The organism is Achromobacter sp. JUb104 (genome assembly GCF_024806975.1).
Lineage (GTDB): Bacteria > Pseudomonadota > Gammaproteobacteria > Burkholderiales > Burkholderiaceae_B > Achromobacter > Achromobacter spanius.
In genome coordinates this window covers 92,476-118,521 of record NZ_JANUEY010000002.1, presented here as the reverse complement: position 1 = coordinate 118,521, position 26,046 = coordinate 92,476, and the positions used below count along the sequence as shown (strand labels likewise).

Genomic DNA, 26,046 nt, shown 5'->3' with positions numbered 1-26,046 from the left:
CGGGTCCCGAGGAGGGGACGCAAACCCAAACAACAACCAGACACGGGTTTCATGTCTAACCAAACCGATACGATTTCCACGCGCACCCTCATCCTGGGCACCTTGGTGGTGCTGCTTGCGATGGGCGTGCGCGCCACTTTTGGCCTCTTCATGCAGCCGATGGGCCTGGCGCACGGTTGGGGGCGCGACGTGTTCTCGATGGCGTTCGCGCTGCAGAACCTGGTCTGGGGCGTGGCCTGTATCTTCATGGGCATCCTGGCCGACCGCTACGGCTCCGGCCGCACGATCGCGCTGGGCGCGGTGCTCTACATGCTGGGCATGATCGGTACCCGCTTCGCCACCGACGAAGCCACGCTGTACCTGACGGCGGGCGTACTGGTCGGGCTGGGCCAGGCGGGCACCACGTTCCCGGTGATCCTGCCGGTGGTGGCGCGCGCGGTGCCGCCCGCCTACCGCAGCACGGCCATGGGCATCGCCAGCGCGGGCGGCTCGTTGGGCCAGTTCGCGGTGGTGCCGACCGGGCAGGCGCTCATCACCGGCATGGACTGGCCGGGCGCGTTATGGGTGCTGTCGCTGTTCGTGGCCTGCGCCGCGCCGCTGGCTTACTTCCTGCGCGGCCGCCCGCAAGCGCAGTCGGGTCCGCAGCAATCGCTGGCCGCCGCCGTGCGCCAGGCGGTGCGTCACCCGTCGTTCCACTTCCTGTTCCTGAGCTACTTCGTCTGTGGCTTTCACACGGCCTTTATCACGCTGCACTTGCCCGCCTACGTGACCGACGGCGGCTTGACGGCCGGGCAGGGCGCGACCGCGGTGGCGCTGATCGGGCTGTTCAATGTGGTGGGCTCTTTCTATGCCGGCAAGCTGGGCGGCAAATACAGCAAGAAGCGCCTGTTGGCCCTGGTGTATTTCATGCGCGCCTTTGGCATCGTGCTGCTGTTGGCGGTGCCGCTGTCGGCCTGGGTGCTGTATGTGTTCGCGGCGTGGATGGGCTTGTTCTGGCTGGGCACCGTGCCGCTTACGCAAGGGCTGATCGGGCAGATCTACGGCCTGCGCTACGCCGCTACGCTGTCGGGCATTGTCTTTTTGGGGCACCAGTTGGGCAGCTTTATCGGCGTCTGGCTGGGCGGGTATGCTTACGCCAAGACCGGCAATTACGATATGGTCTGGTGGCTGGGCTTGGCGCTTGCCATCATTGCCGCGCTGCTGTGCCTGCCGGTGCGCGAGCAGCCGGTGAATGTGGCCGAACCCCGACCCGTGGCAACTTGATATCGCCGCGACCCGACTGCAACCCGACCGACTGCAACCCTGCCGTCACCGACGTCCGCTACCCGCCTGCCGCCTGCCTGCCCTATGGAACCCCTGACCATGCCGCACGCCACTCCCCCCACCGTCCGCCGCCATCGAGGCTGGCGCGCCGTGGGCGTGTTGGCGCTGGTGGCGGTGCTGGGCCTGGCGTTCTGGGGCTACACCACGCCCGACATGCAGCTGCATTGGGAAAATCTGGCCGCCCTGTGCGGCTTCTAGCCGCTTCTTTTTCGGATGCCCATGCAGGACGCGCCGCTTTCCCCTCCTTTGCTTTCAGCATCCCTGCTGTCCCTGCCGGACATCGGCGCCCTGGCCGCCGCCGACACGTTGGTGCTGACGGTGAACAACCGCCTGTCGCGCCGGCTGACGCTGGAACTGGCCGGCCTGCTTCGCCTGGAACGCCAGGTCAGCGAGCTGCCGCGCATCTTGCCCTTGTCCGCCTGGCTTGCCGAATCCGCGAACGAACTGGCGTTTGAAGCCGACGACGACGTGCCCGCCTACCGGCTGGATAGCTTCGCCACGCAATTGGTCTGGACCGAAGCCATCCGCGCCGAAGAGGCCGAGCGCGTGCTGCTGGACGCCAGCCAGGCAGCCAAGCTGTCCATGGACGCCGACCTGCTGATGGACGAATGGGACTTGCATGTACCCTCCGGCGCCGACACCGATGAATACCGCGGCTTTGCCAAGTGGCGCGAGCGCTACCGGCAAACGCTGGCGGGTATCGACGCCGAGGACGCCAACCAAGGCTATGCCCGCGTGCTGCGCGCCTTGGAAGAAGGCCGCTTGCCCATTCCCGGGCAATTGGTGCTGGCCGGCTTCACCGACGTATCGCCACGTTTTCGCCGCCTGCTGCGCGCCTTTGAAGACCAGGGCTGCCGGGTTGCGCAATGGCGCGACGAACAGCGCGTTGAAACCGTGGCCCGCCGCTTCGAAGCCGCCGACCAGGGCGCGGAATGGCGCGCGGCGGCGGCTTGGGCCGCCAGCCAGTTGCGGGCGCATCCGCAGGGGCGGTTTGCCATCGTGTCCCCACAGTTGGAAGCCGAATCCCCGTTTGCGCGCCGTGTCTTGAGCCAGGCCTTGGCCGGACGCGACGGCGCGCCGGCTTATGCCTTCAACGTGGCCGTGGGCCGGCCGCTGAATGACTGGCCGATGGCGCGGGCCGCGCTGGCGTGGCTGCGCGCGTTGGCCGAATGCGCGGGCGGCAAGGGCTGCGGCGTGGACGTGCTGGGCGCGGCGCTGCTGGCCGGCCATTGCGCCGGCGACGTGCGCGACCGCGCGCGTCTGGCTGCTATCGACGCGCGTTGGCGCCGTCAGGCGGTGCAGCGCGTCAGCCCGAACGATTGGAAGAAGCTGCTGGCCGACACGCCCGCCTTGGCGCAGGCCTGGAACCAGGCCTTGGACATCTGGACCCAGGGCGGCCGCCAGGCCACGTGCGACGTCTGGATGCTGCGCATGAAGGCGGCGTTGACGGCGCTGGGTTTTCCGGGCGAAGGCGCGCTGGACAGCGTGGCGTATCAGGTCATGGGCGCTTTGGGTGATGCACTGGGCAGCTTTTCGGCGCTGGCGCCGGCGGCCGGCCGACTGGGTGGTGTGGCGGCGGTCAACCTGCTGCAAAGCGTGGCGCGGTCGGCGTCGTTCCAGCCGCAGCGCGATCCCACCGCGCGGCTGGACGTGCTGGGCTTGCTGGAGGCCGAAGGCGGCTACTGGGACGGCGTGTGGATGCTGGGGCTGACCGACGATGTACTGCCCGCGTCGCCCAAGCCCAACCCGCTGTTGCCCTTGGCCGTGCTGCGCCAGGCCAAGGCCCCGCGCGCCACGCCGGAACGTGAACGCGAATGGGCCGAAGGCATGTATGCCGCGCTGTGCCGCTGCGCACCCGACATCATCGTCAGCCATGCCCATATGGATGGCGAACGCGAGCTGCGGCCCTCGCCGCTGATTGCCGGCGCTACTTTGACCGATTGGACGCCGCCGCTGGTCGAAGCCACGGCGGCGCTGCCGCAGGAATCGCTGGACGACAGGCAGGGCCCGCCCTTGGCGGCGGGCAACCGTGGTGGCGGCGGGCTGGACGTGCTGGACACGCAGGCGCGCAATCCGCTTTGGGCCTTCGTGCGGCACCGCCTGGGCGGTCGCGAGCTGGCGCCTTATGCCGACAGCGCCACCGTCAACGTGCGGGGCCAGTTCCTGCACAAGGCACTGGAATTGGTGTGGGGCATGATGCCCGACCAGGACGCGCTGCACGAGGTCATCGCCACCCAGCGGCTGGCCGCCTTGCTGGAACAAGCCGTGGCCCAGGCCGCCGATGAAGAACTCAAGGACTATGCGCCCGCGTTGAAGACGCTGGAGTGCCAGCGCGCGCAGACCGTGCTGGCGTCGTGGCTCCACATGGAGGCGCAGCGCCTGCCGTTCGCGGTGGCGCAGGTCGAAAAGAGCCACCAGTGGCAGCGCGGCGCGTTGACCTTGAAGCTGCGGCTGGACCGCATCGATAGCCTGGCCGATGGCCGCAACGTCATCGTCGACTACAAGACCGGCGTGGCCGCCGCCAAGCCCGAACCCGATTGGTCGCGCAGCCGTCCCGTGAACGTGCAGTTGCCGTTTTATGCGTCGGTGCTGGCCGATGCCGCGGGCGGCGAGGTCGCGGGCCTGGTGCTGGCGCAGATTCACGCGCGGCAAGTGGCCGCGCAAGGCCTGGCCGACGAAGACCTGGGCGTGCCCGGCGTGACGCTGGCCAGCGACAGCAAGTTTTTCGACGGCCTGACCTGGCCGGAGATCCGGCAGCGGTGGCGGGTGGCCATCGAGGCGCTGGCCGATGAATACGTGGCGGGCGTGGCCAGCAATGTGGCCTACCGCCGCGATGACCTGAAATACTGCGATGCATTGCCGTTCTTGCGTCTGCATCTTGACGACGAGGACGCCTGAGCCATGGCCGACACAGAACGCCTGCCACAGGATCACGCCGCGCGCACCGACGCGCTGGACCCCACCCGCTCATTCCTGGTGCAAGCCCCGGCCGGCTCCGGCAAGACCGAGCTGCTGACCGACCGCATCCTGGCCCTGCTGGCCACGGTGAACCGGCCCGAGGAAATCGTCGCCATCACGTTCACGCGCAAGGCCGCGTCCGAGATGCATGCGCGCGTGCTCAGCAAGCTGCGGCGCGGGCTGGACGGGCCGCCCGAGGCCATGCACGAACGCCACAGTTGGGAACTGGCGCGCGCCGCGCTGGCCCGCAACGCCGAGCAGGGCTGGCATCTGCTGGACCACCCGGCGCGCCTGGCAATCCGCACCATCGACTCGTTCTGCGCGGGGCTGGTGCGCAGCATGCCGTGGCTGTCCGAACTGGGCGGCATGCCGGACATCACCGACGACGCGCGCGCCCATTACGAAGCAGCGGCCCGCGCCACGCTGGACCTGGCCGACGACTACGACGCCGTGCGCATTCTGTTGCAGCATCTGGACGTGGACGTGCAAGCGGCCAAGGACGCCATCGCCGACATGCTGGGTCAGCGCGACCAATGGCTGCCGCTGCTGCGCCACGGTTCCGACCGAGCCGGCATGCAAGCCATGCTGGCCGAGGCCATCGGCGAAGACCTGGACGCGCTTTGCGAAGCCATGCCTTATGGCTGGGCCGACGCGCTGTGCGGCCCGGCCCGGTTGGCCGCGGCTCATCTGCAAGACGGCGAAGACGACAACAAGCTGCTGGCGCTGTTGGACTGGACGGAAGAGCTGCCGCCTGATGCGGACATGCTGGACCAGTGGCGCGCCGTGGCCCATCTGCTGCTGACGGGCACCGGCAGCCTGCGCAAGACCGTCAACAAAAACCTGGGCTTTCCGGCCAAGTGCGCGCACAAGGAACCCTTTGTGGCATGGCTGGAAGCGGCGGACGACAAGGCCGCCTGGGTGCGCCGGCTGAACGCCGTGCGCGACATCCCCAACCCGCATTTCACGGACGCGCAATGGGAAGTGCTGGGCGCGCAGTTGATGACGCTGGCACTGGCCGTGGCGCAACTGCGCCTGCGCTTCGCGGACCAGGGCGAGGTGGACTTCATCGAAATCGCGCAACGCGCGGCGGCCGCACTGGGCAGCGCCGACGATCCCGGTGAGCTTCTGCTGAAACTGGATGCGTCGATCCGCCACCTGCTCATCGACGAGTTCCAGGACACCAGCCAGACACAGCTTGACCTGTTGCGCACGTTGACCTCGGGCTGGCAGGCGGGCGATGGCCGCAGCCTGTTCCTGGTGGGCGACCCGATGCAATCCATCTACCGTTTCCGCAAGGCGGAGGTGGGCCTGTTCCTGGAAGTGGCCGACATCGGCGTGGGCGAATTGACGCCCGACTTCCTGAACCTGACCGACAATTTCCGCTCGCAGGCGGGCATCGTGGAATGGGTGAACCAATCGTTCGCGGGCCTGCTGCCCAAGCGCAGCGACGCCGCCGCGGGGGCCATTGCCTACAGCCCGTCCACGGCCTTCCACGAGGCGCTGCCGGACCCGGCTGTGCGCTTTCACCCGGCCTGGTCGCGGGCGGGCGGAACGCCGGCGGAAGAGCAGGCCGAGGAAATCGCGCTGGGCCTGGTGCGCCAGGCGCTGATCGACCACAAGGGCGCCAAACATCCGGTGGCGGTGCTGGTGCGCGCGCGCAGCCACCTGGGCAACCTGACGCGCCGGCTGGCGCAGGAAGGCATCCGTTGCCGCGCCGTGGATCTGGTGCCGCTGGCTTTGCGCCCGGTGGTGGCCGACCTGGTGCAGTTGGTGCGGGCGCTGTCGCATCCGGCCGACCGGCTGGCTTGGCTGTCGGTCTTGCGCGCGCCGTACTGCGGTTTGACGCTGACGTCCCTGCAGCGCCTGTTTGGTGACGACCACATCACGCCCGTGCCCGTGCTGCTGGAACGCGCGCTGCGCATTGCGCCGCCGACGGCGCCGGTGACGCTGCCCCAGGCTGCGCGCAGCGAACCGCAGGGTTCCTCATTCGACGCGGTTCCGGCAGCGTCCGAAGCAAGCGAAGCGCTGGAAACGCCCGCCGCGCAAGCGGTGTTGAGCGCCGACGAGTTTGAACGCCTGCGCCAGGTGGCCGCCATTTTGCTGGACAAGCGCAATGCTTCCGGCGCAATGCCGTTCGCGGCCTGGGTGGAATCCTTGTGGCGGCGCCTGGGCGGCCCGGCGTTGTACACCGGCCTGTCGGTCTCGAACGACGCCGAAAGCCTGTTCCAACTGCTGGAGCGGCTGGCGCCGCACGGCGGCATTGATCCGGCAGCGCTGGACGCCGGCATCTCGCGCCTGTTCGCCGCGCCCGACGCGGCGGACGAGGACGACGGCGCGGTCGAAATCATGACCATGCACAAGTCCAAGGGCCTGCAGTTTGAAACGGTCATCCTGTACGGCCTGCACCGCGCGCCCCGGGGTGATCAGGCGCCGCTGGTGCGTTTTGAACAAAGCAGTGGCCGTGTGCTGTTCGGCCCGGTCAAGCCGCGCGCCGAGGTCGAGGCCGACCCGATATCGCGCTACCTGGGCGCCCGCGAGGCCCGCCGCGCGTCCTACGAGATTGATCGCTTGCTATACGTGGCGGCGACACGGGCGCGCAAACGCCTGCACCTGGTGGGCCATGTCGCGGTCGACGAGGCCACCGGGCAAGCCAAGACGCCGCCATCCGCCAGTTTGCTGGGCCGCTTGTGGCCGTGCCTGGTTCCGCCCGTGCCACCCAAGCAGGAAAGCGAGGCCGAGCCCGACGCGGTCGACACCCCGGAATGGCAAGGCGAGCCGCTGCGCCGCGTGGCCGGCGACGGCCTTGCGCAGTTGGCGCGGCTGTCCAACGTGGTCATCAGCCCCGGCTTCGGCGCAGCCGAACGGGGCGCGTGGGGCGACGGCAGCGAACACCCCGCTTGGCAGCTTGAAGCCGGCTACGACGCCGCCATCGGCACGCTGGCGCACGCCTGGCTTGCCCGCATCGGCCAAGACGGCATCCACGCCTGGCCAGCCAACGCCCTGGCCGACCGCCTTCCCGCCATGCGCCGCCAACTGACCCGCGCAGGCATCCCCGCCAGCCAGGCCGACGCCGCCGCCGAGGCCGTCCTGGAAACGCTGCAAGCCACGCTAGCCGACGAGCGCGGCCTGTGGCTGCTATCCCAATCCGGCGCCCGACGCGAATGGCCGCTGATCGACGCCGCCGGCAAGGTATCGGTGATCGACCTGGCGCTAAGCACCGAAGACGGCTGGCTGATCGTCGACTACAAAACCGGCCGCCCCCATCCCGGCGAACCCCCAGCGGCGTTCGCGGCACGGATGCGTCAAAGACACGGCGATCAGTTGCTGCGGTATTGCACGCAAGTCACATCGCTAGACGGCCGCAAGGCCAAAGCCGCGCTGTACTTTCCCAGGGCGAAGGCGTGGATTGATTTGCAGGGGTGAGGGATGTGGGGGGGTGTGAGGGATGTGGGGGGTGTGAAGTATGCGGGAGATGGGTTGCGCGCGTAGACGATCTATTTTCTTCTGACAGCCAACCCGCGCTTCACCCATCCTACGAGCAAGTGCTTCACCCATCCTACGAGCAAGTGCTTCACCCATCCTACGAGCAAGCGCTTCACCCATCCTACGAGCAAGTGAGCCGCCAAAAATCCGGCCAATCGAACAGCGGCAAAAAGCCCGGCAAAGCGAAGCGAGCCGCAGAAAGCAAGGCAAGGCGAAGCGAGCCAAAAATGGCAAGCGAAGCAAAGCCATCACCCCCTCCCCCTCGGGGGGAGGGCCGGGGAGGGGGCAACATACCGCCCCACAGGGGCCCGCCAACCGGAAGGCTGCAAGCAAGCGAAGCGCAGCTCTGCTAGAATTCCGGTTGGCGGGCCCCTCCGCATGGTTCGACGGTGAACCTGGTCAGGTCGGGAACGAAGCAGCCATAGTCGTTTAGGATCAGTGCCGGAGTAAGGCTCGCCAACCGGATTCTTCAAAGCAAAGGGTCATGATTTCAGTTCATGGCCCTTCGCTTTCAAGGGGGACGGGGTTATTTTCCAGGGATTCGTTCCACGGGAATAAGCCCGTCCCCTTTGCATTTCAGCCAGCACGCGAAACAGGCTCTACAATCCAGCCATGACTTATCTGGTACTGGCCCGCAAGTGGCGGCCGAGATCGTTCGATACCCTCGTGGGACAGGATCACGTGGTCCGCGCGCTGACTCATGCGCTCGACACCCAACGCCTGCACCATGCCTGGTTGTTTACCGGCACGCGGGGCGTGGGCAAGACCACGTTGTCCCGCATTCTGGCCAAGTCGCTCAACTGTGAAACCGGCATCACGTCCAAGCCTTGCGGCGTCTGCCGCGCTTGTACGGAAATCGACGCCGGGCGCTTTGTTGACTACCTGGAGCTGGATGCGGCCTCGAACCGCGGCGTCGAGGAAATGACGCAGTTGCTCGAACAGGCGGTGTACTCGCCGGGCGCGGGGCGCTTCAAGGTCTACATGATCGACGAAGTGCACATGCTGACCGGCCACGCCTTCAACGCCATGTTGAAGACGCTGGAAGAGCCGCCCCCCCACGTCAAATTCATCCTGGCCACCACCGATCCGCAAAAGATCCCGGTCACGGTGCTGTCGCGCTGCCTGCAATTCAATTTGAAGCAGATGCCGGCCGACTCCATCGTCGGGCACCTGCAAGCGGTGCTGGGCCACGAAGAAGTCGCCTTTGAAGTGCCGGCCTTGCGCCTGATCGGCCAGGCCGCGCAGGGTTCGATGCGCGATGCGCTGTCGCTCACCGATCAAGCCATTGCCTATAGCGCCGGCAACATGACCGAGGACGCCGTGCGCGGCATGCTCGGCACCATCGACCAGCGCCATCTGGTGCGCCTGCTTGACGCCTTGTCGGCGGGTGACGCCAAGAGCGTGTTGGCTGTGGCTGATGAGCTGGCCATACGCGGGTTGTCGTACGCGGGGGCGCTGGCCGACCTGGCCGTGCTGCTGTCGCGCGTTGCGATCGAACAGCGCGTCACGGGCGTTACGGCTGCCGAAGACCCGCTGGCCGCGGATATCGCGCGGCTGGCCCAGAGCCTGCATCCCGACGCCGTCCAGTTGTTCTATTCCGTGGCCGTGCATAGCCGCAGCGAACTGACGTTGGCGCCGGACGAATACGCGGGCTTCATCATGGCCTGCCTGCGCATGCTGGCGCTCAATGGCGACGCCGGTCCGCAGACTGCATTGGAAGCGCCTGCCACTCCCGCCCGCCAGACGGCGGAATCGGCTGCGGCTTCCGCGCAGGAAGCCGTTGTTGCGGCGGCCGATGCTGCACCTACGGCTGCGCCTGTTGCCGCAGCCGTCGCTGCACCGATGGTTGCACCCGTTGTTGCGTCTGGGGCTGGGCCTGTGGCTGAGCCCGTCGCTGCTCGCGCGGCAGTCTCGGTGACCGAACCCACGGCGGCACCGGCGCCAGCGGCAGTGATCGAACCCACGGCGGCACCCGCGCCAGCCGTGGTGACCGAACCCGCGCCGCAGGCAACGGTCGCGTCCGCCGCGCCGGTTTCCGAACCTGCCCAGGCGGCTCCCGCGCTCGCTACGCCGACGCCACAAGCTGCACCTGAAGCTACTCCTCCAGCCACCCCCGAACCCGCGCGCCAAGCCTCGCCGCAATCGGCCGAAGCCACAGCCACAGCCGCCACGACGCCCGCAGACAGCGTGCCACCGTGGGAAGACCTGCCGGCCGGCGCTACGCCTACCGCGCACGCGGCGCCTGCGCCTGCGTCCGAACCCACGGCAGCGCCTGCGCCCGCCGCGCCTGCCTTTGACGCCGCAGCCGCAGCCGCATCCGTCGCTGCCGCACCCGCCGCGCCCGCCGCACCCGCAGCATCCGCCGCACCCGCCGCATCCGCAGCACCCGCCGTCGACGCCGCCGCCGCCGCCGCCAAGGGCGCAGGTTCCGCCGCGCTGGCGGTAACGCCCGCGGTTGCTGCCGTGCTGGCCACCGCGCCGGCCGAGGCCGACGACGACGGCCCGCCGTCCTGGGTTGACGAGGAAATTCCGTTTGAAGCCGAAGGCGGCTTTGTGCCGGAAGGCGGTTTCACGTCCAACCCGGACGACGACGAATTTGAAACGCTGGCCAGCGCGCCGTCGGTGGCGCCGCCACCGGCAGCCCGTCGCGAAGCCCCCGCGCCGTCGCGCAAGCGCGCCTCGCGCGCGCGCATGTCTGACATGACGCAGGCCGGCTGGCCCGAATTGGCCGCGCGCCTGCCCGTCACCGGCTTGGCGGCCGAACTGGCGCGGCAAAGCGAATGGGCCGGCGTGCAGGGCGATGCCATCGTGCTGCGCGTGGCCGTCAAGACGCTGGCCGAAAGCGAAAGCCGCGTGCGTCTGCAAACCGTCTTGTGCGAACATTTCGGCCAGGGCATCCGGCTGGATGTGCAAGTCGGCATCACCGGCGACGACACGGCCCACGCGGTTGCCAAAGCCGAACGCGCCGCGCGCCAGCAGGCCGCCGAAGATGCGGTGGCCGTCGATCCCTTCGTGCAAGCGTTGTTGGCCGATTTCGGCGGACAGGTCGTCGCCGGCTCCATCCGCCACGTTGATCCCCCGGCCGCTGCCTGACGCGGCGGCCATCTCTTATTCCCCTCGTTCAAGGAACATCCATCATGATGAAAGGACAACTGGCCGGCCTGATGCGCCAGGCGCAGCAGATGCAGGAAAACATGAAGAAGGCGCAAGACGCGCTGGCCGAGATCCTGGTCGAAGGCGCCTCGGGCGGCGGCCTGGTCAAGGTCACCATGACCTGCCGCCACGACGTCAAGCGCGTCGTGATCGACCCGTCGCTGCTCGGCGACGACAAGGACATGCTGGAAGACCTGGTTGCCGCCGCGTTCAACGACGCGCTGCGCAAGGCCGAAACCACGTCTCAGGAAAAGATGGCGGGCGTCACCGCCGGCATGCCGCTGCCCCCGGGCATGAAGCTGCCGTTCTGATCAAGGCTGCCCTGGGCTGCAATGGATCCCTTACTGCCTGAACCCGAACCGCTGGTGTCTCTGATCGAGGCGCTGCGGCGCCTGCCCGGCGTGGGCGTCCGATCAGCCCGGCGCATGGCTTATCACCTGTTGCAGCATGACCCGCAAGGCGCGGACATGCTGGGGCGGGCGTTGGCCGGCGCGGTGCGGGACTTGAAACATTGCGCCCGTTGCAACAGCTTTTCCGAAGACGAGGTCTGCGGCACCTGCGCCAACCCCAAGCGCGACCCGTCGCTCTTGTGCATCGTGGAAACCCCGGCCGACCAGAACATGATCGAGTCCAGCCACGGCTACCGTGGCCTGTACTACGTGCTGATGGGCCGGGTGGCGCCGCTTGAGGGCATCGGCCCGCGCGAGCTGGATTTCGATCGCGTCATCAAGCGCGCAACCGATGGGGTGGTGCAGGAAGTCATCCTGGCCACCAACTTCACCGCCGAAGGCGAAACCACCGCCCACTTCCTGGGCGAAGCACTGGGTGAACGCGGCCTGCGCGTTACGCGCCTGGCGCGTGGCGTGCCCGCGGGCAGCGAACTTGAATACGTGGATGCCGGCACCATCGCCTGGGCGCTGATGGAGCGCAAGACCACCTGATCCAAGGCTCGCAACGTTAAAACAGCCACCGGCAACGTACCGGCTCGGCACGAAACGTGAGGAAGACAAACCATGTCAGCGCTGACCGGACTGAAAGTCCTGGAACTCGGCACGCTTATCGCCGGCCCCTTTGCCGCGCGCATCTTCGGCGAATTCGGCGCCGACGTCATCAAGGTGGAAACGCCGCACGGGCCGGATGGCACGGGCGGTGGCGACCCCATCCGCAGTTGGCGCCACCTGCACGAGGGCAATTCGCTCTGGTGGACGGTGCAGGCGCGCAACAAGCAATCCATCGCCCTCAATCTGAAAGACCCACGCGCGCAGGAAATTGCCCGCAAGCTGGCGCTGGACGCCGATGTCGTGGTCGAAAACTACCGGCCCGGCGTGCTGGAAAAGTGGGGCTTGGGCTTTGAGCAACTGCGCGCCATCAACCCGGCGTTGATCATGGTGCGCTTGTCGGGCTACGGCCAGACCGGCCCCATGAAAGACCAGCCCGGCTTTGGCGCCATCGGCGAATCGATGGGCGGTCTGCGCTATGTCTCGGGCCATCCTGACCGCCCCCCGCTGCGGGTCGGCATTTCCATCGGCGACTCCATTGCCGCGCTGCACGGCGTGATCGGCGCCATGATGGCGCTGCGCCACCGCGACGCCACGGGCGGGCGGTGGAACGGCAAGACGGGCGATGCCTGCCAGGCGGGGCAGGGGCAGATGGTGGACGTGGCCTTGTACGAAGCCGTCTTCAACATGATGGAAAGCCTGGTGCCCGAATACGACGTGGCCGGCGTGGTGCGCGAGCGCACCGGCGGCGCGCTGCCGGGCATCGTGCCATCAAATACCTACACCACCCGCGACGGCCAGAACATCGTCATCGCGGGCAATGGCGACGCCATCTTTCACCGCCTGATGCGCGCCATCGGCCGCGACGACCTGGCCGAAGACCCCGACCTGGTGCGCAACGATGGGCGCGCGCGCCGCGTGGAAGAAATCGACGGGGCGATCCAGCAGTGGTGCAACGGCCGCAACATCGACGAGGCGCTGGGCACGCTCAAGGGCGCCGATGTGCCGGTCGGAAAAATCTACAGCGTGGCCGATATGTTCAGCGATCCGCAGTTCCTGGCGCGCCGCATGATCGAACAACATCAGCTTGCCGACGGCAGTCCCGTGAAGCTTCCCGCAGTGGTTCCCAAGCTGTCGGAAACCCCTGGCCAGACGCGCTGGGTAGGCCCGGAATTAGGGGAACATACCGAGGAAGTCCTGAAAGCGCTGGGGTATGATTCAGCGGCTATTGACGAGCTGGCGAAGACCGGCGCTATCGGTAAACCCGACAACTAAGGAGACAACCCAATGTCAGTTACTCGCCGTGACTTGCTCAAGATGGCTGGCGCCGCCGGCGTCATGGGCATGGCACCCGCCATCGTGCGGGCTCAGAAACTTGAGAAGACCAAAGTCCAGATCGCCGTGGGCGGCAAGCCCCTGATCTATTACCTTCCGCTGTCCATCGCGGAAGCCCGCGGCTACTTCAAGGACGAAGGGCTGGACGTCAGCATCGCCGACTTCGCGGGCGGCTCCAAGGCCCTGCAAGCCGTGGTGGGTGGCAGCGCCGACATCGTGTCGGGCGCCTTCGAACACACGCTGTCGATGCAGTCCAAGGGCCAGGCCTACCGCGCCTTCGTGCTGCAAGGCCGCGCGCCGATGATCGGCGTGGGCGTGTCCAAGAAGAACCTGCCCAACTACAAGGGCGCCGCCGACCTCAAGGGCAAGAAGATCGGCGTGACCGCGCCGGGCTCGTCCACCAACATGGTCGTCAGCTTCTTCCTGGCCAAGCATGGCTTGAAGGCCTCTGACGTTTCCATCATTGGCGTGGGCGCCGGCGCGGGTGCCGTGACGGCGTTGCGCAGCGGCCAGATCGACGCCATCTCCAACACCGACCCCGTGGTGTCGATGTTGCAGATGCCGGGCGACATCGAGATCATTGTCGACACGCGCACGCTCAAGGACACGCAGGACATCTTCGGCGGCAACATGCCGGCCGGTTGCCTGTACGCGCCGCAAGCGTTCATCGACGCCAATCCGAACACCACCCAGGCGCTGGCCAATGCAATGGTGCGCGCCGACAAGTGGATTCAGAAGGCAGGTCCGGATGAAATCGCCAAGGTCGTGCCGGAAACCTATCTGCTGGGCGACCCGGCCATCTACAAGGCCGCCATCGCGAAAAGCCTGGAAGGCCTGTCGCCCGACGGCATGATCCCCGAGGACGGCGCGGCCACGGCGCTCAAGGCGCTGGCCGCGTACCAGGCGGAGTTCAACGCGTCGAAGATCGACCCGTCGAAGGTCTGGACCAACGATTTTGCTCGCCGCGCCAACGAGAAGTACGCCAATGGTTGAAGCCGCACTATCGCTGGAAAATATCAGTTGCACCTTTGTTTCGCGCGACGACCGGTCGCAGCGCTACACCGCCGTCAGCGACACAACCCTGGCCATTGCGCCGGGCGAGTTCGTGTCGGTGGTGGGCCCGACCGGCTGCGGTAAGTCCACCTTGCTCAATGTCGGCGCCGGCTTGCTGGCGCCGTCGAGCGGGCAGGTGAAGGTCTTCGGCCAACCCTTGTCCGGCATCAACGAGCGTGCGGGCTACATGTTCCAGGGCGAAGCGCTGTTGCCCTGGCGCAGCGCGCTGGACAACGTGGTGGCCGGCTTGGATTTCGCCGGCGTGCCACGCCCCGAAGCGCTGGAGCGCGGGCGGGAGTGGATGCGTCGTGTGGGGCTGGGCGGCTTCGAAAGCCGCTATCCGCACCAGATGTCGGGTGGCATGCGCAAGCGCGCCATGCTTGCCCAGACGCTGATCCGCGACCCCGACATCATCCTGATGGACGAGCCGTTTTCCGCCCTGGACATCCAGACGCGCCAGTTGATGGAAAACGAAGTCCTGGACTTGTGGATGGCCAAGCGCAAGGCCGTGCTGTTCATCACGCACGACCTGGACGAAGCCATCGCGATGAGCGACCGCGTGATCGTGCTGTCGGCCGGTCCCGGCACGCACCCCATCGGGGAATTCGCCATCGACCTGCCGCGTCCGCGCGACGTGGCCGAGGTACGCGCCCATCCGCGCTTCGTTGAACTGCACTCGGCCATCTGGGCGGTGCTGCGCGAAGAAGTGCTCAAGGGCTATGCCCAACAGAAGCGAGCCTGAGGTATGTCGAAGTCACTTAAATCCGGTTCCGCCAGCTTGCGCTTCTGGCAACTGCTGTTGCTGGTCGTCATCCTGGGCGTCTGGCATTTCGCGGCACGCGATCCCAAGATCGCGTTCTTCTTCGGTGAACCCTTGAAGGTCTGGGGCCGCATCTGGGCCTGGTTCGTCACCAACGCGGACATCTACACGCACTTGTGGGTGACCCTGACCGAAACCGTGCTGGCCTTTTTCATCGGCACCATCGCGGGCTTGGGCTTTGGCCTGTGGCTGGGCTTGTCGCCGCGCGCAAGCGCAATCCTCGACCCCTACATCAAGGCCGCCAACTCGATGCCGCGCGTCATTTTGGCGCCCATTTTCGGCATGTGGTTCGGCTTGGGGATCTGGTCGAAGGTGGCGCTGGCGGTCACGCTGGTGTTCTTCATCGTGTTCTTCAACGTCTACCAGGGCGTGCGCGAAGTCAGCCCAACCCTGCTCGACAATGCCCGCATGCTGGGCGCGCGCAAGCGTCAGTTGCTGCGCCACGTCTATCTGCCGTCGGCCACCAGCTGGGTGTTTTCCAGCCTGCATACGTCCGTGGGCCTGGCCTTCGTGGGCGCGGTGGTGGGGGAATATCTGGGCTCGGCAAGCGGAGTGGGCTACCTGATCCTGCAGGCCGAAGGCACGTTCGACGTGAACACCGTGTTCGCGGGCATCGTGGTGCTGACCGCGTTTGCGCTGGTGCTGGACTACATCGTCGGCGTTGGTGAAAAGCGCTTGATGAAGTGGCAGCCCAAATCGGGCGAAACCGAAAAGCTGTAATCAACCGGCGCGGCCGCGCCGCGAACCGTTCAGGTTCGCAGCGCGTGCCGGCTGTGCAGCCAGGCCGTCAGGCTGTCGAAGGCGTCACGCGCGCCTTGCAAAGCGTGGTCTTCGCGCCCTTGGGCGCCGGCCTCGCTGTCCAGAAACTGTAGAAACGTCTTCCACATCGGGCCCAGCGCCTCGCCATAGCCGCGCAGATAGCGCAGCGGCAGCGCGGGCGTGACATCGGCCAGGTGCTTAGCCAGAAAGCGTCCGCCCAGTTGCGACCCTTCCACCACGTATGCAACCCCCAACGCATAGGCGTCGGCCGTCTCGATACGGGGCGCGTCAGCGCAGTACGACACCGGTGCCGCGTCACCAGCGGCGGCCAGGTCGGCACGGATCCAATCGCTTTTTCCGGCGCGCGCGGAGGCTTGCAGGCTGTGGGGCCAGTCCAGTTGCCACAGGCGCTGTTCCAGGGGTTCCAGCCAGCCCAGCAACGCGCGCAGATAGTTCAAATAACCGGCGCGGTCCATCTCGCCGCTGGTCAGGGCCAAGCCCTGATCCAACGCTTCGTGCCTGTCGCGCGTGCCGTCTCGAAGCCGTTGGTGTACGGGCGAAATCATGGCGGTTGCTTATTGCTCTTGGTTGGCAACAGGCAGGTGCAACGACCAGCACTGCGCTTGGCGCTCCAGGCGCCAGCCGGATACCGCCGCCAGCAGTTCCACTTCTTCGGGGGCAAAGGCGGGTTGCTCGGACGGCGCCGTCGACGCCAGGCTGTTCGAAAAATGCACATGCCAGGCATCGGGCTGCGAACAATCCAGCGTCAACGCGGCGTCGGCAGGCAGGACGGACAGCAGGCTCAGCAGCCATGCCAGCAGCAGATACCGCGAGGTGAATTGCGGCACCTGGACGTCGGCCGCGTCTTCGGGCCAGACGATGCTGTGACGCGACAGCAGCAGATGCGAAAACATCAGCTTGCGGCACTCGCGCAGCAGGGCTTCGATGGACGTGGTGGCGTCGCTGTCCAGCAGCCATTGGTCCAGTTCGCGCACGATGGTGACGCTGTCTTCCAGCATGCCGGTCAGGTCGCCCGCCAGGCGATGGCAGCGCTGCTGCAAGGCGTCGGCATCGGCGCCGTCCGGGGTTTGGCGCAGCATCGCGGCGGCCAGCGTGGCGTTGGACAGCGGGCCCACGACTTCGTGGCGCAGCACCGGGAACACCTGGGCCAGCACTTTGAACCGCACACCTTGCGCGGCAAGGGCGTCCAGGGGGTTGGCGATAGACATGGGCGGCCCTAGTGTGTCTGTTGCAAAATGGCCAGCAGCGCGTCGGGGTCGGCGGGCTTTTCGATCCAGCCGTCGAACATGCCGTCCGCGTCACGGCGCTCGTGGCGCGCCAGGCCGCTCAGGGCATAGATGCGCGGCGGTGCGCCGCGCGAGCGCAAGCGGGACGCCAACTCATAGCCGTCCATATCAGGCAGCAGGATGTCAACCAGCACGGCTTCGGGGCTGAAGCCGTCAATCATGTCGAGGGCGGCTTCGCCTGAGGCGGCGCAGCGCGTTTCCACGCCTGAAAGCGCCAGGAACTCGGCAAGCAGCTCCGAGCCCATTTCATTGTCGTCAACCAGCAGGACGCGAACTGCGCGCACTTCGTTCAAAAGGTGTCTCCAAGGTTCAAGGGGCGGGCGTGTCGCGCACGTCGCGCGGCAGCCTCACCGTAAAAATGACCAGGCCGTCTCGGCACGCAACCGAGATCTCGCCGTCATGGCCGCGCACGACCTGTTCGGCGATATACAGGCCCAGCCCCAGGCCGTTGCGGTTGCGCGACTGGCCCAGCGATTCGGGTTTGAAAGGCGAAAAAAGATGCGTCAGCACCTCTTGCGCAATGGGCGCGCCATGGTTGATGACGCGCAATTCTATGTCGTTGCCGCGCTGGTGCGCCTGAACAATGATGGGCTGGCGCGGCGCGCCGTGCTGGCGCGCGTTGCTCATCAGGTTAGTCACAACCTGGGCGATGCGATCGGTGTCGGCCATCAGCATCAAGCCGGGTTCCACATCGGGTTCGATGCGCAAGCCGGGGTAGGCCTGCCGCTTTTCGTCGATCAGCCCGTTGACCAGATCGCTCAGGGCGCACGGCCGCTTTTCGATGCCCAGGCCCATGCCGCCCTGTAGACGCGATAAATCCAGCACCTGTGAAATCAGGCGCTGCATACGGCCGCTGGAATAACGGATGCGTTCGCCCATGCGCGCGCCGGAATCCGTTTTGGACAGCAGCGTGGCGGCCATGGAAATGGATTGCAATGGGTCACGCAGATCATGGCCCAGCATGGCCAGCAGCGCGGTGCGCGCGCGGTCGACGTCGGCGGCCCGGCTCGTGGCAATGTGGGAAAGTTCGTCGCGCAGATTGTCGGCGGCTTCCAGTTCGGCGGGCAGCCACGGGGTGCAGGTATTGCGCACCACTTCGCGCCAGGCCTCGAAAGAGCCGCGCGGCGTCAGGCGCGGGCCTTGGTTGCCGACCGCGTATTGCTTTTCGGGCTTGCCGCCCCACACCAGCGTTTCGATCTGCTCTTTGCGCAGCCAGATCAGCCAGCCGTTGTTCATCGGGTCGAACTTGCAGGCCAGCAGGCCGGCATAAGGGACCAGATCGGTTTGCAGGTCGGGGTAGTCGAGGGCGATGTTGTCGGTATGCACCAGGCGTTGGCCGCTTTGGTCCAGCGCGCACAGAATGCCCGACAACTCGCCGCGCGGCGCGATGCCGCCAAACACCGTGACGCTATTGCCCCATAGGCATAGCGCGGCATCGTTCGCGATCAGCGACGCGGGCGTGTCCGGCCCGCTCGACAAGGCCATATGCAGGTTTTCGGAGGCGGAGGCGCGTTCGGTCAGCTGGCTGACCAAGGCCGCATTGCGGCGGGCCTGGGCGGCGCGTTCAGCCCCTTCGATATTGGCCAACGCGGCGGACAGCACTTGCGCCAGCGCTTCGCAGGCCAGGCGCGCGGGGTAGGGGATGGGGCGGGGCCCATGGTGGTGGCAGGCAATCATGCCCCACAGCCGGTCCCCGATCACGATCGACAGGCTCATTGATGCCTGCACGCCCATGTTGGCCATGTATTCCAGGTGGATCGGCGACACGCTGCGCAACACCGAAAAGCTCATGTCCAGCGGCTGCGCGGCTGCCGCGGGCGCGCCCAGCACGCGCACCGGCGCGTAACGTGCATCGGCAATCTGGCGCAGCGTATTCACGGTGTACAGACGGCGCGCCTGTGCAGGGATGTCGCCGGCGGGATAGCGGCGGCCCACCCAGTCTTCCAACGATTCGTGGCGTTCTTCCGTGACGATTTCCCCGCTGTCGTCGGGATGAAAACGGTAGGCCATGACGCGATCGAAACCGGTGGCGCGGCGCACCTCGCGCACGGCGCTCTTGAACAAGCCGGCGATGTCACGCTCGCGGCGCACACGCTCGATGCTGCGGTAGATGCGTGCGGGGTCGGCGACGCTCTCGCCGACCTGGACGCGTTGCTCCAGTTCGATAATCGTGAGGCCGTCGCTATTGCGGTGGCCGATCACGTCGTACGTAGCGTCGTTCAACGCAAGCGCAAAGGGGTCGAAAACGGGATCGGACTTGTCCAGCCACACCGTCAGGTACTCGGCCAGGCTGGCGGGCAGCGCGCCTGGCAGGCAGCACTCGCCCAAGGTTAGCGACACCCCCAGCACGGCAGGCGCATTTTCGCTGGCAAATTGCAGCACGCCATCCGCGTCGAACGCCAGCAACGCTCCCAACGGCTGGATGGCGCCCGGTATATGTATCGGTTCGCTGTCGCAGTTGGCGAGCGTGACTGGCGTGGGGGATTGGGTTGGCGCATTCATTGTGGGTGGGGTACCTGGGACGCGCAATGAGCTGTCATTATGTCAAATATATTGTTCGAATGTATGCATTTGCAGCCCCTTCAACTCTCTGGAGCGCCCATGGCCCGTCTTCCCTACGCCGATCTGTCTCATCCCGAAGCACGTCCCCTGGTGGACCGCATCGTTGCCGAACGGGGCAGCGTGCTTCATCTGTACCAAATGCTGCTACATAGCCCCGCCGTGGCCGGAGGCTGGTTGAACTACCTGACGTCCATTCGGCAACTGAGTACCTTGCCCGGCGACGTGCGCGAACTGGTCATCATGCGCGTCGCCGCGCTAAACGGCGCGCCCTACGAGGCCGATCAGCACGCGCCGATCGCGCTTAAAGAAGGTGTGTCGCAAGCCCAGTTGGATGCCCTGGGCGATTGGGAGAACTCAACGCTGTTCGACGAGCGCGAGAAAGCCGTACTGGCCTACACCGACGCCATGACGCGCAACGTCCAGGTGCCGGAACCGGTGTTTCAGGCGGCCCGCGCGGCTATGGGCTCGGAAAAGCTCATCGTCGAACTGACCGCGACGGTCGCGGCCTACAACATGGTGTCGCGCTTTTTGGAAGCGTTGCAGGTGCATTCGCACGACCACCGCTAAGCTCATCGCTAAACAGGCAGGCCATCAGGCGTGTCAGCAAGTAGCGTGCCCAAATCCTGGGCACGCTTGTTTTTTAGCTAAAAGTAGATGGCTCAGCGGCGCTGAGCGTCGATCAATGCATCCAGCTTCACCGCGTCGGCGACGAACAGGCGGATGCCTTCGGACAGTTTTTCGCTGGCCATCGCGTCGTCGTTGAGCAGCGTGCGGAAGCTGACTTCGTCCGCGCCGATACGATCAATGGCGGGGCCCGTGTCGTCGGCGCGCAATTGCGCCGGTGCATCGCCTTGCGTGCCGGCCAACTGATTGAGCAAGTCCGGGCTGATGGTCAGCAGATCGCAGCCCGACAGCGCCAGGATCTGGCCCACGTTGCGGAAGCTGGCGCCCATGATTTCGGTAGAAATGTCGTGCTGCTTGTAATACCGGTAGATGCGCGTCACCGACAGCACGCCCGGATCTTGCGGCCCGGCGTTATCGGTTTCCACCCACGCGGCGCCGGCGCTTTTCTTGTGCCAGTCGTAGATGCGGCCAACAAAAGGCGAAATCAGCTGCACGCGCGCGTCGGCGCAGGCCACGGCCTGGGGCAGCGAAAACAGCAGCGTCAGATTGCAGCGCACGCCTTCGGCTTGCAGCGCGCGGGCGGCCTGGATGCCTTCCCAGGTGGACGCGATCTTGATCAGCACGCGCTCGCGTGGCACGCCGGCGGCTTCGTACAGGGCGATCAGGCCGCGCGCACGCTCGATGGTGGCGCGGGTGTCGAACGACAGGCGGGCATCCACTTCGGTGGACACGCGGCCCGGCACGATATTCAGGATGGCACGGCCAAAGGCCACCAGCAGGCGGTCGACCAGTTCCGGCGCGGACGCACCCGGATGATCGCGCACGGTGTGTTCCAGCAGGGGGCGGTAAGCATCCTGCTGAACGGCTTTAAGAATAAGGGACGGATTGGTGGTGGCGTCGGTGGGGCGCAACGCCTTCATGGCTTCGAAATCGCCGGTGTCGGCGACAACGGTGGTGTGGTTGCGCAAGGCGTCAAGTTGGCTGGGCATGGACAAGGTGCGGCTCACAACGGCAAGGGTTGAAGATTCCCTAGCGTATCACTGCCTTTGGTGTCTTGCCGTCGCCCACAAGCCGGAGGTCGCGCAGGGGCCAATCAGCGATTCCGGCCTTATTTGGCGCGGTTCGCCGGGGAATTTGCCCGGTCAAGGTATAATCCGAAGGTTTGATTATCGATTCTAAAACCGGGGTTTACTGTGCTGCCGCAACTTTTTCCCGAGGGGATCAACCGCTTCCCTCCTGCAATTCTGGCTCTGGCGGACGGTACCATTTTTCGAGGCGTGTCGATCGGTGCGCCTGGGGCTACCGTTGCCGAAGTGGTGTTCAACACCGCGATGACCGGGTACCAGGAAATTCTCACCGATCCCAGCTATAGCGGTCAGATCGTTACGCTGACCTATCCGCACATTGGCAACACCGGCGTCAACGCCGAAGACGTGGAAGCCAATCGCGTCTATGCCGCCGGGCTTGTGGTCCGCGACTGTCCCGCCCGCGTGTCGAACTTCCGTTCCACGCAATCCCTGCCCGACTATCTGGCCGCGCAGGGCATCGTTGCCATTTCCGGCATCGACACCCGCAAGCTCACGCGCATCCTGCGTGAAAAAGGCGCCCAGGGCGCCTGCATCTTCGTCGGCACCGACGCCGAGCGCGCCGTTGAAATGGCGCAGGGCTTTGCCGGCATGGCCGGCCAGGACCTGGCCAAGGTCGTGTCGCAGAAAGCCAGCACCGAATGGACCGAAGGCACCTGGCAGTTGGGCGAAGGCTTCTCCAAGCCCGACCAATCCAAGTTCCACGTCGTTGCTTACGACTTCGGCATCAAGACGAACATCCTGCGCCTGTTGGCCGATCGCGGTTGCCGCCTGACCGTGGTGCCGGCGCAAACCAGCGCCGAAGACGTCCTGAAGCTCAATCCCGACGGCGTGTTCCTGTCCAACGGCCCCGGCGACCCTGAGCCCTGCGACTACGCCATCGACGCCACGCGCACGTTCCTGGACAAGAAGCTGCCGGTCTTCGGCATCTGCCTGGGCCATCAGATCATGGGCCTGGCCGTGGGCGGCAAGACGCTCAAGATGAAGACGGGCCATCACGGCGCGAACCACCCCGTGCAAGACTTGCAGTCCAAGCGCGTGTTCATCACCAGCCAGAACCACGGCTTCGCGGTCGATGCGGCCAGCCTGCCGGCCAATGCGCGCGTCACGCACGTGTCGCTGTTCGACGGCACGCTGCAGGGCTTCGAGCTCACCGACCGCCCGGCCTTCTGCTTCCAGGGTCACCCCGAAGCCAGCCCGGGTCCGCACGACATCCTTGAACTGTTCGACAAGTTCATCGCCCTGATGTCCGGCCAAAAGTAAAGATTGCATCATGCCCAAGCGTACAGACCTAAAAAGCATACTCATCATCGGCGCCGGCCCCATCATCATCGGGCAGGCCTGCGAATTCGACTATTCCGGCGCACAGGCGTGCAAGGCGCTCAAGGCCGAGGGTTACCGCACCATCCTGGTGAACAGCAACCCCGCCACGATCATGACGGACCCGGAAACGGCCGACGTCACCTACATCGAGCCCATCACCTGGCAAGCGGTTGAAAAAATCATCGAGCGTGAAAAGCCCGATGCGCTGCTGCCCACCATGGGCGGCCAGACCGCGCTGAACTGCGCACTGGACCTGGCCCACCACGGCGTGCTGAAAAAGCACAACGTGGAACTGATCGGCGCCAACGAGCACGCCATCGAAAAGGCCGAAGACCGCCAGAAGTTCAAGCAGGCCATGACCGACATCGGCCTGGAATCGGCCAAGTCGGGCGTCGCCCACAGCATGGACGAAGCCTGGGAAGTGCAGCGCCGCATCGCTTCCGAAGTTGGCACCTCGGGTTTCCCGGCCGTCATTCGCCCCAGCTTCACCATGGGTGGCTCGGGCGGTGGTATCGCCTACAACGCCGAAGAATTCGAAACCATCTGCCGCCGCGGCCTGGAAGCCTCGCCGACCAGCGAACTGCTGATCGAAGAATCCTTGCTGGGCTGGAAGGAATTCGAGATGGAAGTGGTCCGCGACAAGGCGGACAACTGCATCATCGTCTGCTCGATCGAAAACCTGGACCCGATGGGCGTGCACACCGGTGACTCGATCACCGTGGCGCCGGCCCAGACGCTGACCGACAAGGAATACCAGATCATGCGTAACGCATCGATCGCGGTATTGCGCGAGATCGGTGTGGATACGGGTGGCTCGAACGTGCAGTTCGCGGTCAACCCGCGTGACGGCCGCATGATCGTCATCGAGATGAACCCGCGCGTGTCGCGTTCGTCGGCGTTGGCATCCAAGGCCACCGGCTTTCCCATCGCCAAGGTCGCCGCGCGCCTGGCCGTGGGCTACACGCTGGACGAGCTCAAGAACGAAATCACCGGCGGCGCCACGCCTGCCTCGTTTGAACCGTCGATCGACTACGTCGTCACCAAGGTGCCGCGTTTTGCCTTCGAAAAATTCCCCACCGCCGACGCGCGCCTTACCACCCAGATGAAGTCCGTGGGTGAAGTCATGGCCATCGGCCGCACCTTCCAGGAATCGTTCCAGAAGGCGCTGCGTGGCCTGGAAGTCGGCGTCGACGGCCTGAATCAGAAAACCACCGACCGCGAAAAGCTGCAAGTCGAACTGGGCGAGCCCGGTCCCGAACGCATCTGGTACGTGGGCGACGCCTTTGCGCAAGGCTTCACGCTGGACGAAGTGCACAACATCACGCACATCGACCCGTGGTTCCTGTCGCAGATCAAGGAAATCGTCGACATCGAACTGGCGTTGGAACAAAAGACGCTGGCCGACCTGGACTACGCCACGCTGTGGGAACTGAAGCGCCGTGGTTTTTCCGACCGCCGCCTGGCTTTCCTGCTGGATTCCGCTGAATCCGAAGTGCGCAAGCTGCGTCACCAGTTGAACGTGCGCCCGGTCTACAAGCGCGTGGACACCTGCGCCGCCGAATTCGCCACCCGCACCGCGTACATGTACTCCACGTACGAAGAAGAGTGCGAATCCGCCCCCACCGATCGCAAGAAGATCATCGTGCTGGGCGGTGGCCCGAACCGTATCGGCCAGGGCATCGAGTTCGACTACTGCTGCGTGCATGCCGCGCTGGCGCTGCGCGACGACGGGTACGAGACCATCATGGTCAACTGCAACCCGGAAACCGTGTCCACCGACTACGACACGTCCGACCGCCTGTACTTCGAACCGCTGACCTTGGAAGACGTGCTGGAAATCGTCCACAAGGAAAACCCGGTCGGCATGATCGTCCAGTACGGCGGCCAGACCCCGTTGAAGCTGGCGCGTGCCCTGGAAGCCAACGGCGTGCCCATCATCGGCACCAGCCCGGAATCCATCGACGTTGCCGAAGACCGCGAACGCTTCCAGAAGCTGCTGAACAAGCTGGGTCTGCGTCAGCCGCCCAACCGCACCGCGCGCACCGAAGGCGAGGCCCTGGCCCACGCCACCGAGATCGGCTACCCGCTGGTCGTGCGCCCCAGCTACGTGCTGGGCGGCCGCGCCATGGAAATCGTGCACGAGCAGCAAGACCTCGAGCGCTACATGCGTGAGGCCGTGAAGGTCAGCAATGACTCACCCGTGCTGCTGGACCGCTTCCTGAACAACGCCACCGAAGTCGACGTGGACTGCCTGGCCGATGGCGAAACCGTCTTCATCGGCGGCGTCATGGAACACATCGAGCAGGCCGGCGTGCACTCGGGCGACTCGGCTTGCAGCCTGCCGCCTTACTCGCTGTCGGCGGAAGTCATCGCCGAGATCAAGCGCCAGACCACGATGATGGCCAAGGCCTTGAACGTCAGCGGCCTGATGAACGTGCAATTCGCCATCCAGGGTGGCGACGTCTACGTGCTGGAAGTGAACCCGCGCGCCTCGCGTACGGTGCCCTACGTGTCCAAGGCCACCGGCCTGCAACTGGCCAAGATCGCCGCGCGCGCCATGGCCGGCCAGACGCTGGCGGCGCAAGGCATCACCAAGGAAGTCGTGCCGCCTTACTTCTCGGTCAAGGAAGCCGTGTTCCCGTTCGTGAAGTTCCCGGGCGTGGACACCATCCTGGGTCCGGAAATGAAGTCGACCGGCGAAGTGATGGGCGTGGGCATGAGCTTCGGCGAAGCCTTCGTGAAGTCGCAATTGGCTGCTGGCGTGCGCCTGCCGGAATCCGGCACGGTGTTCATCAGCGTGAAGAACCAGGACAAGCCCCGCGCCGTGGAAGTGGCGCGCGGCCTGCATGCCATGGGCTTCAAGCTGGTTGCCACGCGCGGCACGGCGGCCGAAATTGAAACCGCGGGCATTCCGGTGCAAGTGGTCAACAAGGTCACCGAAGGCCGTCCGCACATCGTCGACATGGTGAAGAACGGCGAAATCGCGCTGGTCATCAACACCGTCGAAGAACGCCGCAACGCCATCGTTGATTCGCGCACGATCCGTACGCAATCGCTGGCTGCCCGCGTCACCTTCTTCACCACTATCGCCGGCGCCCGCGCCGCGGTCGAAGGCATGCAGTATCTGCGCCAGGGCCTGGGCCTGCAGGTGTATCCGTTGCAGGAACTGCACGCATCGCTTAGCGGTCAAGGCTGACGCGACAGCGCCAAGCCTACGGGCTTGAGGTAGGATGCCGGGGCGGCCCTTGAACAGGGCCGCCCTT

At 65.9% G+C, this 26,046-nt stretch carries 19 protein-coding genes and 1 other RNA gene; 15 read left to right on the top strand and 5 right to left on the bottom strand.

Going from position 1 to position 26,046, the window contains the following annotated elements; all coding sequences use genetic code 11:
- Positions 1–51: 51 nt before the first annotated feature.
- From M2361_RS12440 to M2361_RS12385, 12 genes are all read left to right on the top strand, one after another.
- Positions 52–1,263, top strand: coding sequence for an MFS transporter (locus M2361_RS12440; protein WP_259249367.1), 1,212 nt, complete (start codon positions 52–54; stop codon positions 1,261–1,263).
- A 99-nt stretch (positions 1,264–1,362) separates the two neighbouring features.
- On the top strand, positions 1,363–1,521 hold the full coding sequence (locus M2361_RS12435) for a hypothetical protein (protein WP_259249366.1): 159 nt from the start codon (positions 1,363–1,365) through the stop codon (positions 1,519–1,521).
- A gap of 21 nt (positions 1,522–1,542) precedes the next feature.
- Positions 1,543–4,221, top strand: coding sequence for a PD-(D/E)XK nuclease family protein (locus tag M2361_RS12430; RefSeq protein WP_259249365.1), 2,679 nt, complete (start codon positions 1,543–1,545; stop codon positions 4,219–4,221).
- Between the two features lie 3 nt (positions 4,222–4,224).
- Positions 4,225–7,704 carry an exodeoxyribonuclease V subunit beta gene (locus M2361_RS12425; RefSeq protein ID WP_259249364.1) on the top strand — a complete coding sequence of 1,160 codons (3,480 nt, stop codon included), beginning with the start codon at positions 4,225–4,227 and terminating at the stop codon, positions 7,702–7,704.
- A 423-nt stretch (positions 7,705–8,127) separates the two neighbouring features.
- Positions 8,128–8,225, top strand: an RNA gene (gene ffs / locus M2361_RS12420) — signal recognition particle sRNA small type.
- 151 nt (positions 8,226–8,376) lie between these two features.
- Positions 8,377–10,857 carry a DNA polymerase III subunit gamma/tau gene (gene dnaX / locus M2361_RS12415; protein WP_259249363.1) on the top strand — a complete coding sequence of 827 codons (2,481 nt, stop codon included), beginning with the start codon at positions 8,377–8,379 and terminating at the stop codon, positions 10,855–10,857.
- A 44-nt stretch (positions 10,858–10,901) separates the two neighbouring features.
- Complete coding sequence (locus M2361_RS12410; RefSeq protein ID WP_006221090.1) at positions 10,902–11,228, top strand: YbaB/EbfC family nucleoid-associated protein; 327 nt, start codon at positions 10,902–10,904, stop codon at positions 11,226–11,228.
- Between the two features lie 21 nt (positions 11,229–11,249).
- Positions 11,250–11,858: a recombination mediator RecR gene (gene recR / locus M2361_RS12405; protein WP_050449018.1), complete on the top strand. Its 609-nt coding sequence runs from the start codon at positions 11,250–11,252 to the stop codon at positions 11,856–11,858.
- 72 nt (positions 11,859–11,930) lie between these two features.
- Entirely contained in the window at positions 11,931–13,190 is a 1,260-nt protein-coding gene (locus M2361_RS12400) for a CaiB/BaiF CoA-transferase family protein (RefSeq protein ID WP_259249362.1), read from the top strand.
- A gap of 12 nt (positions 13,191–13,202) precedes the next feature.
- Entirely contained in the window at positions 13,203–14,243 is a 1,041-nt protein-coding gene (locus tag M2361_RS12395) for an ABC transporter substrate-binding protein (protein ID WP_100854936.1), read from the top strand.
- The gene (locus tag M2361_RS12390; RefSeq protein ID WP_259249361.1) at positions 14,236–15,045 is read left to right on the top strand and encodes an ABC transporter ATP-binding protein; all 810 of its coding nucleotides are present in this window, start codon (positions 14,236–14,238) and stop codon (positions 15,043–15,045) included. The genes M2361_RS12395 and M2361_RS12390 overlap by 8 nt, the downstream gene beginning before the upstream one ends.
- Positions 15,046–15,048: 3 nt before the next feature.
- Positions 15,049–15,843 (top strand): ABC transporter permease, encoded by a 795-nt coding sequence (locus M2361_RS12385; RefSeq protein ID WP_259249360.1) that lies wholly within the window; start codon positions 15,049–15,051, stop codon positions 15,841–15,843.
- Positions 15,844–15,872: 29 nt separating this feature from the next.
- Here M2361_RS12385 and M2361_RS12380 read toward each other — a convergent pair whose 3' ends face one another.
- Genes M2361_RS12380 through M2361_RS12365 form a run of 4 tightly spaced genes read right to left on the bottom strand, consistent with a single transcriptional unit; the run spans position 15,873 to position 19,691 of the window.
- Entirely contained in the window at positions 15,873–16,448 is a 576-nt protein-coding gene (locus M2361_RS12380; RefSeq protein ID WP_259249359.1) for a biliverdin-producing heme oxygenase, read from the bottom strand.
- A gap of 9 nt (positions 16,449–16,457) precedes the next feature.
- Positions 16,458–17,111: a hypothetical protein gene (locus M2361_RS12375; protein WP_259249358.1), complete on the bottom strand. Its 654-nt coding sequence runs from the start codon at positions 17,109–17,111 to the stop codon at positions 16,458–16,460.
- An 8-nt stretch (positions 17,112–17,119) separates the two neighbouring features.
- Entirely contained in the window at positions 17,120–17,473 is a 354-nt protein-coding gene (locus tag M2361_RS12370) for a response regulator (RefSeq protein ID WP_242001389.1), read from the bottom strand.
- 25 nt (positions 17,474–17,498) lie between these two features.
- On the bottom strand, positions 17,499–19,691 hold the full coding sequence (locus M2361_RS12365; protein WP_259249357.1) for an ATP-binding protein: 2,193 nt from the start codon (positions 19,689–19,691) through the stop codon (positions 17,499–17,501).
- A 99-nt stretch (positions 19,692–19,790) separates the two neighbouring features.
- Between M2361_RS12365 and M2361_RS12360 the strand changes: the two genes are divergently transcribed.
- Positions 19,791–20,318, top strand: coding sequence for a carboxymuconolactone decarboxylase family protein (locus M2361_RS12360; protein WP_100854943.1), 528 nt, complete (start codon positions 19,791–19,793; stop codon positions 20,316–20,318).
- A 92-nt stretch (positions 20,319–20,410) separates the two neighbouring features.
- Here M2361_RS12360 and tal read toward each other — a convergent pair whose 3' ends face one another.
- Positions 20,411–21,364, bottom strand: coding sequence for a transaldolase (tal, locus tag M2361_RS12355; RefSeq protein ID WP_259249356.1), 954 nt, complete (start codon positions 21,362–21,364; stop codon positions 20,411–20,413).
- Between the two features lie 204 nt (positions 21,365–21,568).
- Between tal and carA the strand changes: the two genes are divergently transcribed.
- Together carA and carB are read left to right on the top strand one after the other, a co-directional pair.
- Positions 21,569–22,723, top strand: coding sequence for a glutamine-hydrolyzing carbamoyl-phosphate synthase small subunit (carA, locus tag M2361_RS12350; protein WP_050449029.1), 1,155 nt, complete (start codon positions 21,569–21,571; stop codon positions 22,721–22,723).
- A gap of 10 nt (positions 22,724–22,733) precedes the next feature.
- Positions 22,734–25,979, top strand: coding sequence for a carbamoyl-phosphate synthase large subunit (carB, locus tag M2361_RS12345; protein WP_100854944.1), 3,246 nt, complete (start codon positions 22,734–22,736; stop codon positions 25,977–25,979).
- Positions 25,980–26,046 lie beyond the last annotated feature (67 nt).

What these genes read in the sequence shown, in the direction of transcription:
- dnaX (WP_259249363.1), top strand. Translation starts at nt 8,377, where the DNA reads ATGACTTATCTGGTACTGGCCCGCAAGTGGCGGCCGAGATCGTTCGAT.
- M2361_RS12365 (WP_259249357.1), bottom strand. Translation starts at nt 19,691, where the DNA reads ATGAATGCGCCAACCCAATCCCCCACGCCAGTCACGCTCGCCAACTGC.
- M2361_RS12400 (WP_259249362.1), top strand. Translation starts at nt 11,931, where the DNA reads ATGTCAGCGCTGACCGGACTGAAAGTCCTGGAACTCGGCACGCTTATC.
- M2361_RS12430 (WP_259249365.1), top strand. Translation starts at nt 1,543, where the DNA reads ATGCAGGACGCGCCGCTTTCCCCTCCTTTGCTTTCAGCATCCCTGCTG.
- M2361_RS12440 (WP_259249367.1), top strand. Translation starts at nt 52, where the DNA reads ATGTCTAACCAAACCGATACGATTTCCACGCGCACCCTCATCCTGGGC.
- tal (WP_259249356.1), bottom strand. Translation starts at nt 21,364, where the DNA reads ATGCCCAGCCAACTTGACGCCTTGCGCAACCACACCACCGTTGTCGCC.
- M2361_RS12395 (WP_100854936.1), top strand. Translation starts at nt 13,203, where the DNA reads ATGTCAGTTACTCGCCGTGACTTGCTCAAGATGGCTGGCGCCGCCGGC.
- M2361_RS12435 (WP_259249366.1), top strand. Translation starts at nt 1,363, where the DNA reads ATGCCGCACGCCACTCCCCCCACCGTCCGCCGCCATCGAGGCTGGCGC.
- M2361_RS12385 (WP_259249360.1), top strand. Translation starts at nt 15,049, where the DNA reads ATGTCGAAGTCACTTAAATCCGGTTCCGCCAGCTTGCGCTTCTGGCAA.
- M2361_RS12425 (WP_259249364.1), top strand. Translation starts at nt 4,225, where the DNA reads ATGGCCGACACAGAACGCCTGCCACAGGATCACGCCGCGCGCACCGAC.
- M2361_RS12380 (WP_259249359.1), bottom strand. Translation starts at nt 16,448, where the DNA reads ATGATTTCGCCCGTACACCAACGGCTTCGAGACGGCACGCGCGACAGG.
- M2361_RS12410 (WP_006221090.1), top strand. Translation starts at nt 10,902, where the DNA reads ATGATGAAAGGACAACTGGCCGGCCTGATGCGCCAGGCGCAGCAGATG.
- recR (WP_050449018.1), top strand. Translation starts at nt 11,250, where the DNA reads ATGGATCCCTTACTGCCTGAACCCGAACCGCTGGTGTCTCTGATCGAG.
- M2361_RS12390 (WP_259249361.1), top strand. Translation starts at nt 14,236, where the DNA reads ATGGTTGAAGCCGCACTATCGCTGGAAAATATCAGTTGCACCTTTGTT.
- M2361_RS12360 (WP_100854943.1), top strand. Translation starts at nt 19,791, where the DNA reads ATGGCCCGTCTTCCCTACGCCGATCTGTCTCATCCCGAAGCACGTCCC.
- M2361_RS12375 (WP_259249358.1), bottom strand. Translation starts at nt 17,111, where the DNA reads ATGTCTATCGCCAACCCCCTGGACGCCCTTGCCGCGCAAGGTGTGCGG.
- carB (WP_100854944.1), top strand. Translation starts at nt 22,734, where the DNA reads ATGCCCAAGCGTACAGACCTAAAAAGCATACTCATCATCGGCGCCGGC.